The sequence below is a fragment of the Pseudomonas sp. B35(2017) genome, assembly GCF_002113645.1.
Taxonomy (GTDB): domain Bacteria; phylum Pseudomonadota; class Gammaproteobacteria; order Pseudomonadales; family Pseudomonadaceae; genus Aquipseudomonas; species Aquipseudomonas ekonensis.
Genome location: NZ_NEIZ01000006.1, coordinates 1 through 11,885 on the forward strand (window position 1 = coordinate 1; position 11,885 = coordinate 11,885).

General features: G+C 57.5%; 11 protein-coding genes, 4 tRNA genes and 1 rRNA gene. All 16 read left to right on the forward strand.

From position 1 onward, the window contains the following. Positions 1–89: ribosomal RNA gene (rrf, locus tag CAG41_RS12770) — 5S ribosomal RNA — on the forward strand; the annotation flags it as partial. Between the two features lie 133 nt (positions 90–222). Next, a complete protein-coding gene (gene birA, locus CAG41_RS12775; protein WP_085586008.1) occupies positions 223–1,176 on the forward strand; it encodes a bifunctional biotin--[acetyl-CoA-carboxylase] ligase/biotin operon repressor BirA in 954 nt (317 codons plus the stop codon). After that, the gene (locus CAG41_RS12780) at positions 1,166–1,915 is read left to right on the forward strand and encodes a pantothenate kinase (protein WP_085633527.1); all 750 of its coding nucleotides are present in this window, start codon (positions 1,166–1,168) and stop codon (positions 1,913–1,915) included. The genes birA and CAG41_RS12780 overlap by 11 nt, the downstream gene beginning before the upstream one ends. A gap of 7 nt (positions 1,916–1,922) precedes the next feature. Next, positions 1,923–2,360: a hypothetical protein gene (locus CAG41_RS12785; protein WP_085585786.1), complete on the forward strand. Its 438-nt coding sequence runs from the start codon at positions 1,923–1,925 to the stop codon at positions 2,358–2,360. 143 nt (positions 2,361–2,503) lie between these two features. Continuing rightward, a tRNA-Tyr gene (locus CAG41_RS12790) sits at positions 2,504–2,588 on the forward strand. Positions 2,589–2,613: 25 nt separating this feature from the next. Next, a tRNA-Gly gene (locus tag CAG41_RS12795) sits at positions 2,614–2,687 on the forward strand. A gap of 26 nt (positions 2,688–2,713) precedes the next feature. Continuing rightward, a tRNA-Thr gene (locus CAG41_RS12800) sits at positions 2,714–2,789 on the forward strand. Positions 2,790–2,872: 83 nt separating this feature from the next. Beyond that, positions 2,873–4,066: an elongation factor Tu gene (gene tuf / locus CAG41_RS12805; RefSeq protein WP_085585788.1), complete on the forward strand. Its 1,194-nt coding sequence runs from the start codon at positions 2,873–2,875 to the stop codon at positions 4,064–4,066. A gap of 53 nt (positions 4,067–4,119) precedes the next feature. Then, positions 4,120–4,195 (forward strand) — tRNA-Trp (locus tag CAG41_RS12810). A 45-nt stretch (positions 4,196–4,240) separates the two neighbouring features. Continuing rightward, positions 4,241–4,609, forward strand: coding sequence for a preprotein translocase subunit SecE (gene secE, locus CAG41_RS12815; protein ID WP_085585790.1), 369 nt, complete (start codon positions 4,241–4,243; stop codon positions 4,607–4,609). 9 nt (positions 4,610–4,618) lie between these two features. Beyond that, positions 4,619–5,152 carry a transcription termination/antitermination protein NusG gene (nusG, locus tag CAG41_RS12820; protein WP_007957598.1) on the forward strand — a complete coding sequence of 178 codons (534 nt, stop codon included), beginning with the start codon at positions 4,619–4,621 and terminating at the stop codon, positions 5,150–5,152. 117 nt (positions 5,153–5,269) lie between these two features. Then, positions 5,270–5,701 (forward strand): 50S ribosomal protein L11, encoded by a 432-nt coding sequence (gene rplK / locus CAG41_RS12825; protein ID WP_003176435.1) that lies wholly within the window; start codon positions 5,270–5,272, stop codon positions 5,699–5,701. Beyond that, a complete protein-coding gene (rplA, locus tag CAG41_RS12830; protein WP_085585792.1) occupies positions 5,701–6,396 on the forward strand; it encodes a 50S ribosomal protein L1 in 696 nt (231 codons plus the stop codon). Before rplK ends, rplA begins: the two co-directional genes overlap by 1 nt. 197 nt (positions 6,397–6,593) lie before the next feature. After that, positions 6,594–7,094, forward strand: a complete 501-nt coding sequence (gene rplJ / locus CAG41_RS12835) for a 50S ribosomal protein L10 (RefSeq protein ID WP_085585794.1) — start codon at positions 6,594–6,596, stop codon at positions 7,092–7,094. 80 nt (positions 7,095–7,174) lie between these two features. Next, the gene (rplL, locus tag CAG41_RS12840; RefSeq protein WP_085585796.1) at positions 7,175–7,546 is read left to right on the forward strand and encodes a 50S ribosomal protein L7/L12; all 372 of its coding nucleotides are present in this window, start codon (positions 7,175–7,177) and stop codon (positions 7,544–7,546) included. Between the two features lie 218 nt (positions 7,547–7,764). Further along, positions 7,765–11,838 carry a DNA-directed RNA polymerase subunit beta gene (gene rpoB, locus CAG41_RS12845; RefSeq protein WP_085585798.1) on the forward strand — a complete coding sequence of 1,358 codons (4,074 nt, stop codon included), beginning with the start codon at positions 7,765–7,767 and terminating at the stop codon, positions 11,836–11,838. The last annotated feature ends 47 nt before the right edge of the window (positions 11,839–11,885 follow it).

Sequence of the window (11,885 nt, forward strand, 5' to 3'; positions counted from 1 at the left end):
CCTGATCCCATCCCGAACTCAGAAGTGAAACGATGCATCGCCGATGGTAGTGTGGGGTTTCCCCATGTGAGAGTAGGTCATCGTCAAGATTAAATTCCGGAACCCCAACTGCGAAAGCGGTTGGGGTTTTGTTTTGCCCGCAGGAAAGTTCCTACGTCGAGTTTCTATGCAACGGTGCAGGGCATGGCTATCATTCGGGCCTCATTACGAGGCGAGATCCGCATGCTGACGTTGTTGAATCTCCTGAAGGATGGCCAGTTCCATTCCGGTCAGGCCCTGGGAGCCGCACTAGGCATCAGCCGAAGTGCCGTATGGAAGCAGCTCCAGCATCTGGAGAGCGAGCTTGGGCTGTCCATTCATAAAGTCCGGGGGCGGGGCTATCAATTGGCGGCTCCCTTGACGTTGCTTGATCCTCACAAGATAGCGGAGGAGCTAAAGGACTGGCCGTCTTTCATCCTTGACTCAACTGACTCGACCAACGCGCAAGCATTGCGTGCGATTGACGAGGGGCGGCCTGCGCCATTTTTGGTGCTGGCCGAGCGGCAACTGGCGGGCCGCGGTCGCCGTGGTCGCAAGTGGGTGAGTCCGTTTGCCGAAAATCTCTATTACAGCCTCGTCTTGCGCATTGATGGCGGCATGCGTCAGCTGGAGGGGCTGAGTCTTGTTGTGGGCTTGGCGGTTCTGCAGGCCTTGCGCAAGCTGGGTGTGCCTGGATTGGGGTTGAAGTGGCCTAATGACGTCCTGGTTGGACGAAAGAAAATTGCCGGCATCTTGCTCGAAATTGTCGGTGATCCGGCTGATGTCTGCCATGTAGTGCTAGGCATCGGTATCAACGTCAATATGCAGGCCACGAACGAGGTGGATCAGCAATGGACGTCCATGCGGCTTGAGTCAGGCAAAAGCCATGACCGGAACCTGCTTGTGGTTGAGTTGAGCCATCAGCTTCAGGCTTATCTGCGGCGTCATCAGGTTGAAGGGTTCTCTGTGCTCCAGGCAGAGTGGGAAAGCAATCACCTGTGGCAGGATCAGCCGGTTTCTCTCACTGCCGGCGTCAATCGAACGGACGGCGTGGCACTTGGCATTGACAGTCATGGTGCATTGCGTCTGAAGGTGGATGGTGTGGAAAAGACTTATAGCGGTGGTGAGCTCAGTTTGAGGTTGCGTGATGATTCTTGAGCTCGATTGCGGTAACAGCTTTATAAAGTGGCGAGTGTTGTCCGTCCAGGCCGACGCGGTGATCCAGGAGGGGGTTGTCGACTCTGACCAGGCACTGCTCGACGCTTTGCGCGAGCTGGATGGTATTTCGTTGCAGCGGTGCCGCCTGGTTAGCGTCAGAACCGCGGAGGAGACGAGCGATCTCATCAGGCTTCTGGAGCGTGATTTCCGTTTGCCTGTTGTGTGCGCGGCGCCGGCGCGTGAAATGTCCGGAGTCAGAAATGGATATGAAGACTATGAGCGTCTGGGGCTCGACCGTTGGTTAGCGATGCTTGGAGGCTTTCGCCTGGCCTCGGGCGCATGTCTGGTGCTCGATTTCGGTACAGCGGTGACCGCCGACTTCGTTGCGGCGGACGGTGAACACTTGGGGGGCTTCATTTGTCCCGGCATGCCGCTCATGCGCAACCAGTTGAGGACTCACACCCGAAAGATTCGTTATGGAGATCAGGCGGCCGAGCGCGCATTGGTCAGCCACGCGCCGGGGCGCAGCACGGTGGAGGCGGTGGAGCGCGGTTGCTCATTGATGCTGAGGGGGTTTGTATTGACTCAGATCGAGCTGGCCCGCGCCTACTGGGGGGAAGACTTCACGGTATTTGTGACGGGGGGCGATGCTGGCCTAGTATCGGGAGTAGTGCCGGAGGCAAAGGTCGTTCCCGATTTGGTGTTCGTGGGCTTGGCGATGGCCTGTCCTTTTTCCTGAGGTACGTATGCGTTGGTTGTTCCTGCTGCTTTTGGTTCTCAATGTGTTTTATTACGTCTGGCATCAGCAGGAAGCACCTTTGCGCGCAAAGGACGTCACGACTCTGAGCCTCTATCGAGGGGCGCAACAGGATATCCGTTTGCTCAGTGAGGCCAAGGGTGTCTCTCGCGAGAAAAAGAATGTCACGTCGGCCAATGGTGAGTGCCTGTACGTGGGTGTCGTTGGCAGGTCTGAAGAGGCACAGCTTCTCGGTCGGCGTCTAGGTGAGTTGGGCATCAAGGCCCAGCAGCTCCAGAAAGAGTCCTCCGAGGCTGCCTATTGGTTCCGTATCCCAGCTGAAAGCCAGGGTTTGCTGGACGAAGGGCAGCTGCAAAACCTTTCCAAGGAATTCAATGAGTTAAAACATAAAATAATGATGTGTGAGGGGGTTGCGCCCTCCGAATAGTTTGCATAGAATGGCGCCCGCTCCACAACGAAGACCTGAAGAGGTTGAAGAGGTGGGGCGATGTCAAAGCAGCTAACCTCAAGATTTTAAATGAGAAAATGCTTGACAGAAGGCTGGCATAGTATAGAATGCCGGCTCGCTTAGGAGGGGTTCCCGAGCGGCCAAAGGGATCAGACTGTAAATCTGACGTCTACGACTTCGAAGGTTCGAATCCTTCCCCCTCCACCAGATTTTAGCGTGAGCTGCAGGCTCCGCGGGTATAGTTTAGTGGTAGAACCTCAGCCTTCCAAGCTGATGATGCGGGTTCGATTCCCGCTACCCGCTCCAAGTTTGCAGGTTGTGCAAAGTGTTACGCTCTTGTAGCTCAGTTGGTAGAGCACACCCTTGGTAAGGGTGAGGTCAGCGGTTCAAATCCGCTCAAGAGCTCCATATGATAAGGCAGATATGAAAATATCTGCCTTTGTTTTAATGGTCTGCGTAGTTCGCTTAATTCTACTCCTAGGGTGATTTCGATGGCTAAGGAAAAGTTCGAACGTAGTAAGCCGCACGTCAACGTCGGTACCATTGGTCACGTTGACCACGGTAAAACCACTCTGACCGCTGCGTTGACTCGCGTTTGCTCCGAGGTTTTCGGTTCGGCTGTTGTTGACTTCGACAAGATCGACAGCGCCCCGGAAGAGAAGGCTCGTGGTATCACCATCAACACTGCGCACGTAGAGTACGATTCGAACATTCGTCACTACGCGCACGTTGACTGCCCGGGTCACGCCGACTACGTCAAGAACATGATCACCGGTGCTGCCCAGATGGACGGCGCGATCCTGGTTTGCTCGGCCGCCGATGGTCCGATGCCGCAAACCCGTGAGCACATCCTGCTGTCCCGTCAGGTAGGCGTTCCGTACATCGTGGTTTTCCTGAACAAGGCTGACCTGGTAGACGACGCTGAGCTGCTGGAGCTGGTTGAGATGGAAGTTCGCGACCTGCTGTCCACCTACGACTTCCCAGGCGACGACACCCCGATCATCGTTGGTTCGGCCCGTATGGCGCTGGAAGGCAAGGACGACAACGAAATGGGCACCACCGCTGTCAAGAAGCTGGTTGAGACTCTGGACAGCTACATCCCAGAGCCTGAGCGTGCCATCGACAAGCCGTTCCTGATGCCGATCGAAGACGTGTTCTCGATCTCGGGTCGCGGTACTGTTGTGACCGGTCGTGTTGAGCGTGGCGTTGTCCGCATCCAGGAAGAAGTTGAGATCGTCGGCCTGCGCGACACTCAGAAAACTACCTGCACCGGCGTTGAAATGTTCCGCAAGCTGCTCGACGAAGGTCGTGCTGGCGAGAACTGCGGCGTTCTGCTGCGTGGCACCAAGCGTGACGACGTTGAGCGTGGCCAGGTTCTGGTCAAGCCAGGTTCGGTCAAGCCGCACACCAAGTTCACCGCAGAAGTCTACGTGCTGAGCAAGGAAGAAGGCGGTCGTCACACTCCGTTCTTCAAGGGCTACCGTCCACAGTTCTACTTCCGTACCACTGACGTGACCGGTAACTGCGAACTGCCGGAAGGCGTTGAAATGGTAATGCCAGGTGACAACATTCAAATGACTGTTACCCTGATCAAGACCATCGCAATGGAAGACGGTCTGCGCTTCGCTATCCGTGAAGGCGGTCGTACCGTCGGCGCCGGCGTCGTAGCTAAAGTTATCGAGTAAACGGTTGTAATGTCTTTTTCGGGCCGGCATAATGGTCGGCCTGATTTTGTTTTAGGTCAGTAGCTCAATTGGCAGAGCGACGGTCTCCAAAACCGTAGGTTGGGGGTTCGATTCCCTCCTGACCTGCCAGATTCACTCGGTGTGTCTGGCTTTCTTTTCACAGGATCTTCACAGATGACTCCTAAAGCTGAAGCCCAAAGCTCTCGCTTTGATCTGATCAAGTGGCTTGTAGTGGTTGCCTTGGTGGTTGTTGGTGTTGTCGGCAATCATTATTTCTCCGCTTCGCCGATCCTGTACCGCGTGCTTGCTCTGCTTGCCATCGCTGCTGTTGCTGCCTATGTGGGTCTGCAAACTGCAAAAGGCAAGTCGTTCTTCGCGCTGGCAAAGGAAGCTCGTACCGAGATTCGTAAAGTCGTATGGCCAACTCGTCAGGAAACCACGCAGACTACGCTGATTGTCGTAGCTGTTGTCCTGGTTATGGCGTTGCTGCTGTGGGGGCTTGATTCCCTCCTCGGTTGGCTTGTTTCCCTGATTGTAGGCTAAGGGTGTCCCGTGGCTAAGCGTTGGTACGTTGTGCATGCTTACTCGGGTTACGAGAAGCATGTAATGCGCTCCTTGATCGAGCGTGTGAAGCTGGCTGGCATGGAAGATGGCTTCGGCGAAATTCTGGTTCCCACTGAAGAAGTGGTTGAAATGCGTAACGGCCAGAAACGCAAAAGCGAACGTAAGTTCTTCCCAGGCTATGTGCTGGTTCAAATGGATATGAACGAGGGTACTTGGCACTTGGTCAAGGATACTCCTCGGGTGATGGGTTTTATCGGTGGTACTGCCGACAAGCCTGCGCCAATCACTGACAAAGAGGCGGAAGCCATTCTGCGTCGTGTTGCCGACGGCAGCGACAAGCCTAAGCCGAAGACTCTGTTCGAGCCGGGCGAGACTGTTCGTGTCAATGACGGTCCTTTCGCTGATTTCAACGGCGTTGTTGAAGAAGTTAACTACGAAAAGAGCCGGATCCAGGTCGCGGTGCTCATTTTCGGACGCTCTACTCCGGTGGAGCTGGAGTTCAGTCAGGTCGAGAAGGTCTAACTGGGCAAGCATCCCAACCCCGCAGCCGTAGGCTGTGGGGTTTTGTCGTCACTGGGATAAACGCGCAAGTAACCGGGGAGCCTTTCGAGGCGTTCGAACCCGTAATTGGAGTGCCTCATGGCCAAGAAGATTACCGCTTACATCAAGCTGCAAGTGAAGGCCGCTCAGGCTAACCCAAGCCCACCCGTCGGCCCAGCTCTGGGTCAGCACGGCGTGAACATCATGGAGTTCTGCAAGGCTTTCAACGCCCGTACCCAGGGTCTTGAGCCAGGTCTGCCGACTCCAGTGATCATCACTGTCTACAGCGACCGTAGCTTCACTTTCGAAACCAAATCCACCCCTGCTTCGGTTCTGCTGAAGAAGGCGGCCGGTCTGACCAGCGGCTCCGCTCGTCCGAACACCGTTAAGGTTGGCACTGTTACCCGTGCTCAGCTGGAAGAGATCGCGAAAACCAAAAACGCGGATCTGACTGCAGCTGATATGGATGCAGCCGTGCGTACTATCGCCGGTTCTGCTCGTAGCATGGGCCTTAACGTGGAGGGTGTGTAATGGCTAAGCTGACCAAGCGTCAAAAGGCTATCGCCGGCAAAATCGAAGCAGGCAAGGCCTACAACATTGTAGACGCCGCCGCTCTGCTGGCCGAGCTGTCGACTGTCAAGTTCAGCGAGTCGTTCGACGTTGCTGTAAACCTGGGCGTAGACCCACGTAAATCCGACCAGGTTGTTCGTAGCGCTACCGTGCTGCCGCACGGCACCGGCAAAACCGTTCGCGTTGCTGTGTTCACCCAGGGCCCGGCTGCTGAAGCCGCTCTGGCTGCCGGCGCTGACCGCGTAGGCATGGACGATCTGGCTGCAGAAATGAAAGCCGGCGACCTGAACTACGACGTAGTGATCGCATCCCCGGATGCCATGCGCGTTGTGGGTCAGCTGGGTCAGGTTCTCGGTCCTCGCGGCCTGATGCCTAACCCTAAAGTCGGTACCGTGACTCCAGACGTCGCTGGCGCTGTCAAGAACGCCAAGGCTGGCCAGGTTCGCTACCGCACCGACAAAAACGGCATCATCCACACTTCCGTTGGCAAGATCGGCTTCGACGCCGTCAAGCTGAAGGAAAACGTTGAAGCCCTGATCGCTGACCTGAAGCGTATCAAGCCGGCTTCCTCGAAAGGCATCTACGTCAAGCGCGTTACCCTGAGCACCACCATGGGCCCAGGTCTGGTCATCGACCAAAGCTCGCTGGACGCGTAAGACAATAAGCGGCGCGAGCGATCGCGCCACTTGAAGATTGGGGTCCCTGCCTGGCGGGGGCTATCCAAGACCGTAGGCGGCGCAAGTCTTAAACCTCAAGCCTACGCAGATGGTGCTCCCGGTTCCTTACCGAATCAGACACCAAAACGACATCCGGCTTCGGCCAGATGAAACGGTAACAAGCAGGAGTTTTACCCGTGGCAATTAAACTCGAAGACAAGAAGGCCATCGTCGCTGAAGTCAACGAGGCTGCCAAAGTCGCTCTGTCCGCTGTCGTGGCTGATGCCCGTGGTGTGACTGTAGGCGCAATGACCGGACTCCGTAAAGAGGCTCGCGAAGCTGGCGTATACGTACGTGTCGTACGTAACACCCTGCTCAAGCGCGCTGTTGCCGACACTGAATTCAGTGTCCTCAACGACGTGCTCGCTGGCCCGACCCTGATCGCGTTCTCCAACGAACACCCGGGCGCTGCTGCTCGTCTGTTCAAGGAATTCGCCAAGGGTCAGGACAAGTTCGAGATCAAGGCAGCTGCGTTCGACGGCAAGTTCCTTGCCGCCAACCAGATCGACGTGCTGGCAACCCTGCCAACTCGCGACGAGGCTATCGCACAGCTGATGAGCGTTATCCAAGGTGCTACCAGCAAGCTGGCTCGTACCCTGGCAGCTCTGCGCGACCAGAAAGAAGCTGCTGCTGCCTAAGGCGGCGTAGATCCTTTCGAAATCAAACGTTTAATTTGATGGCCGCGTAGGCTGTCACCCCAATACAGGAATTCATAGTCATGTCTCTGACTAACGAACAAATCATCGAAGCAATCGGCCAGAAAACCGTTCTGGAAATCGTTGAGCTGATCAAAGCGATGGAAGAAACCTTCGGCGTTACCGCTGCTGCCGCTGTTGCCGCTGGTCCAGCTGCTGGCGCTGCTGCTGCCGTTGAAGAGCAAACCGAGTTCAACGTTGTCCTGGTTGAAGCCGGCGACAAGAAAGTGAACGTGATCAAGGCAGTTCGTGAACTGACCGGTCTGGGCCTGAAAGAAGCCAAAGAGAAAGTCGACGGCGCTCCTCAGGTTGTAGCTGAAGGCGTTTCGAAAGAAGCCGCTGAAGACGCTAAGAAGAAGCTGGAAGAAGCAGGCGCTAAAGTCGAGCTGAAGTAAGCATCGACTTTGCTCCTCCAGCCCGAGCGTCAAGCGAAAGGCTGATGGCTGGTGGCTTATGCCACCGGCCTTTTTCCGTTATTGGCAGCCGGCCAGGCCGGCGCCGATAGCGGATCCACCACCCGATGCGGTGGCGCAAACCAAGGGGTTTGCACGATTTTCTGGCTGCTCCCGCCGGGAGGGGCCAAACAAGCAGGTGACCAAGCTGGGGAACGCTGATGGCTTACTCATATACTGAGAAAAAACGTATCCGCAAGGACTTTAGCAAGTTGCCGGACGTCATGGATGTGCCGTACCTCCTGGCCATCCAGCTGGATTCGTATCGTGAATTCTTGCAAGCGGGAGCGACTAAAGATCAGTTCCGCGACGTGGGCCTGCATGCGGCCTTCAAATCCGTTTTCCCGATCATCAGCTACTCCGGCAATGCTGCGCTGGAGTACGTCGGCTATCGCTTGGGCGAGCCGGCATTTGATGTCAAAGAATGCGTATTGCGCGGTGTGACTTTCGCCGTACCTTTGCGGGTAAAAGTGCGCCTGATCATTTTCGACAAAGAATCGTCGAACAAAGCGATCAAGGACATCAAAGAGCAAGAAGTCTACATGGGTGAAATCCCCCTGATGACTGAGAACGGTACCTTCGTGATCAACGGTACCGAGCGTGTGATCGTTTCCCAGCTGCACCGTTCCCCGGGCGTGTTCTTCGACCACGACCGTGGCAAAACGCACAGCTCCGGCAAACTGCTGTATTCCGCGCGCATCATTCCTTACCGCGGTTCGTGGTTGGACTTCGAGTTCGACCCGAAAGACTGCGTATTCGTGCGTATCGACCGTCGTCGCAAGCTGCCGGCTTCCGTGCTGCTGCGCGCGCTCGGCTATACCACCGAAGAAGTGCTCGACGCGTTCTACACCACCAACGTATTCCATGTGAAGAGCGAAGGCCTGAGCCTGGAGCTGGTGCCTCAGCGCCTGCGTGGTGAAGTCGCCGTCCTCGACATCCAGGACGACAAAGGCAAGGTGATCGTAGAGCAGGGCCGTCGTATTACCGCCCGCCACATCAACCAGCTGGAAAAGGCCGGGATCAAAGAGCTGGACGTGCCGCTGGACTACGTCCTGGGCCGCACCACCGCCAAGGCCATCGTTCATCCGGCCACCGGCGAGATCCTGGCAGAGTGCAACACCGAACTGTCGACCGACCTCCTGGTGAAGATCGCCAAGGCCGGCGTCGTTCGCATCGAGACTCTGTACACCAACGACATCGACTGCGGTCCGTTCGTCTCCGACACGCTGAAGATCGACTCCACCAGCAACCAACTGGAAGCGCTGGTCGAGATCTATCGCATGATGCGTCCGGGCGAGCCGCCGACCAAAGACGCTGCCGAGACCCTGTTCAACAACCTGTTCTTCAGCCCTGAGCGCTATGACCTGTCTGCGGTCGGCCGGATGAAGTTCAACCGTCGTATCGGTCGCACCGAGATCGAAGGTTCGGGCGTGCTGTGCAAGGAAGACATCGTTGCGGTCCTGAAGACCCTGGTCGACATCCGTAACGGCAAAGGCATCGTCGACGACATCGACCACCTGGGTAACCGTCGCGTTCGCTGCGTCGGCGAAATGGCCGAGAACCAGTTCCGCGTTGGCCTGGTACGTGTTGAGCGTGCGGTCAAAGAGCGTCTGTCGATGGCCGAAAGCGAAGGCCTGATGCCGCAAGACCTGATCAACGCCAAGCCAGTGGCTGCGGCGGTGAAGGAGTTCTTCGGTTCCAGCCAGCTGTCGCAGTTCATGGACCAGAACAACCCGCTCTCCGAGATCACCCACAAGCGTCGTGTGTCCGCACTCGGCCCGGGCGGTCTGACTCGTGAGCGCGCAGGCTTCGAAGTCCGTGACGTACACCCGACTCACTACGGTCGTGTCTGCCCGATCGAAACGCCGGAAGGTCCGAACATCGGTCTGATCAACTCCCTGGCTGCTTACGCTCGCACCAACCAGTACGGCTTCCTCGAGAGCCCGTACCGTGTGGTGAAAGAGGGTGTGGTCACCGACGACATCGTGTTCCTGTCCGCCATCGAAGAAGCCGATCACGTGATCGCGCAGGCTTCGGCGACCATGAACGAGCAGAAAGTCCTGATCGACGAACTGGTGGCCGTACGTCACCTGAACGAATTCACCGTCAAGGCGCCGGAAGACGTCACCTTGATGGACGTTTCGCCGAAGCAGGTAGTTTCGGTCGCGGCGTCGCTGATTCCGTTCCTCGAGCACGACGACGCCAACCGTGCGTTGATGGGTTCCAACATGCAGCGTCAGGCTGTACCGACCCTGCGTGCCGACAAGCCGCTGGTGGGTACCGGCATGGAGCGCAACGTTGCCCGTGACTCCGGCGTTTGCGTCGTGGCCCGCCGCGGCGGCGTGATCGACTCCGTCGATGCCAGCCGTATCGTGGTTCGCGTTGCCGATGACGAAGTCGAAACCGGTGAAGCCGGTGTCGACATCTACAACCTGACCAAGTACACCCGCTCCAACCAGAACACCTGCATCAACCAGCGTCCGCTGGTGAGCAAGGGTGACAAGGTTCAGCGTGGCGACATCATGGCCGACGGCCCGTCCACCGACATGGGTGAACTGGCGCTGGGTCAGAACATGCGCATCGCGTTCATGGCGTGGAACGGCTTCAACTTCGAAGACTCCATCTGCCTGTCCGAGCGTGTGGTTCAGGAAGACCGCTTCACCACGATCCACATCCAGGAACTGACCTGCGTGGCTCGTGACACCAAGCTTGGCCCAGAGGAAATCACTGCGGACATCCCGAACGTGGGTGAAGCCGCACTGAACAAGCTGGACGAAGCCGGTATCGTCTATGTCGGCGCCGAAGTCGGCCCTGGCGACATCCTGGTCGGCAAGGTCACTCCGAAAGGCGAGACCCAGCTGACTCCGGAAGAGAAACTGCTGCGCGCGATCTTCGGTGAGAAGGCCAGCGACGTTAAGGACACCTCCCTGCGCGTGCCGACCGGCACCAAGGGTACCGTCATCGACGTTCAGGTCTTCACCCGTGATGGCGTCGAGCGTGACAGCCGTGCCCTGTCGATCGAGAAGAGCCAGCTCGACGAGATCCGCAAGGATCTGAACGAAGAGTTCCGCATCGTCGAAGGCGCGACCTTCGAGCGTCTGCGTGCCGCTCTGGTCGGTCACAAGGTCGAAGGCGGTGCCGGTCTGAAGAAAGGCCAGGACATCACCGACGAAGTGCTGGACGGTCTTGAGCATGGTCAGTGGTTCAAACTGCGCATGGCTGAAGACGCTCTGAACGAGCAGCTCGAGAAGGCTCAGGCCTACATCGTCGACCGTCGCCGTCTGCTGGACGACAAGTTCGAAGACAAGAAGCGCAAGCTGCAACAGGGCGACGACCTGGCGCCGGGCGTGCTGAAGATCGTCAAGGTGTACCTGGCTATCCGCCGTCGCATCCAGCCGGGCGACAAGATGGCCGGCCGTCACGGTAACAAGGGTGTGGTCTCCGTGATCATGCCGGTTGAAGACATGCCGCACGATGCCAACGGCACCCCGGTCGACGTCGTCCTCAACCCGTTGGGCGTACCTTCGCGTATGAACGTCGGTCAGATCCTCGAAACCCACCTGGGCCTCGCGGCCAAGGGCCTGGGCGAGAAGATCAACCGGATGGTCGAAGAGCAGCGCAAGGTCGCTGAGCTGCGTACCTTCCTGGACGAGATCTACAACCAGATCGGCGGTCGCAACGAAGACCTCGACAGCTTCTCCGATCAGGAGATCCTGGATCTGGCGAAGAACCTGCGTGGCGGCGTACCAATGGCCACCCCGGTGTTCGACGGTGCCAAGGAACGCGAGATCAAGGCCATGCTGAAACTGGCGGACCTGCCAGAAAGCGGCCAGATGCAGCTGACCGACGGCCGTACCGGCAACAAGTTCGAGCGCCCGGTCACCGTTGGCTACATGTACATGCTGAAACTGAACCACTTGGTAGACGACAAGATGCACGCGCGTTCTACCGGTTCGTACAGCCTGGTTACCCAGCAGCCGCTGGGTGGTAAGGCGCAGTTCGGTGGTCAGCGTTTCGGGGAGATGGAGGTCTGGGCACTGGAAGCTTACGGTGCTGCCTACACCCTGCAAGAAATGCTCACAGTGAAGTCGGACGATGTGAACGGCCGGACCAAGATGTACAAGAACATCGTGGACGGCGATCACCGTATGGAGCCGGGCATGCCCGAGTCCTTCAACGTGTTGATCAAGGAAATTCGTTCCCTCGGCATCGATATCGATCTGGAAACCGAATAACACGTGACGCGATCGAGAGCGGGGCAGGATTGCCCGCTCTCTGCTCC

Coding starts and splice junctions, on each gene's coding strand:
- birA (WP_085586008.1), top strand. CDS start 223: ATGCTGACGTTGTTGAATCTCCTGAAGGATGGCCAGTTCCATTCCGGT.
- CAG41_RS12780 (WP_085633527.1), top strand. CDS start 1,166: ATGATTCTTGAGCTCGATTGCGGTAACAGCTTTATAAAGTGGCGAGTG.
- CAG41_RS12785 (WP_085585786.1), top strand. CDS start 1,923: ATGCGTTGGTTGTTCCTGCTGCTTTTGGTTCTCAATGTGTTTTATTAC.
- tuf (WP_085585788.1), top strand. CDS start 2,873: ATGGCTAAGGAAAAGTTCGAACGTAGTAAGCCGCACGTCAACGTCGGT.
- secE (WP_085585790.1), top strand. CDS start 4,241: ATGACTCCTAAAGCTGAAGCCCAAAGCTCTCGCTTTGATCTGATCAAG.
- rplK (WP_003176435.1), top strand. CDS start 5,270: ATGGCCAAGAAGATTACCGCTTACATCAAGCTGCAAGTGAAGGCCGCT.
- rplA (WP_085585792.1), top strand. CDS start 5,701: ATGGCTAAGCTGACCAAGCGTCAAAAGGCTATCGCCGGCAAAATCGAA.
- rplL (WP_085585796.1), top strand. CDS start 7,175: ATGTCTCTGACTAACGAACAAATCATCGAAGCAATCGGCCAGAAAACC.
- rpoB (WP_085585798.1), top strand. CDS start 7,765: ATGGCTTACTCATATACTGAGAAAAAACGTATCCGCAAGGACTTTAGC.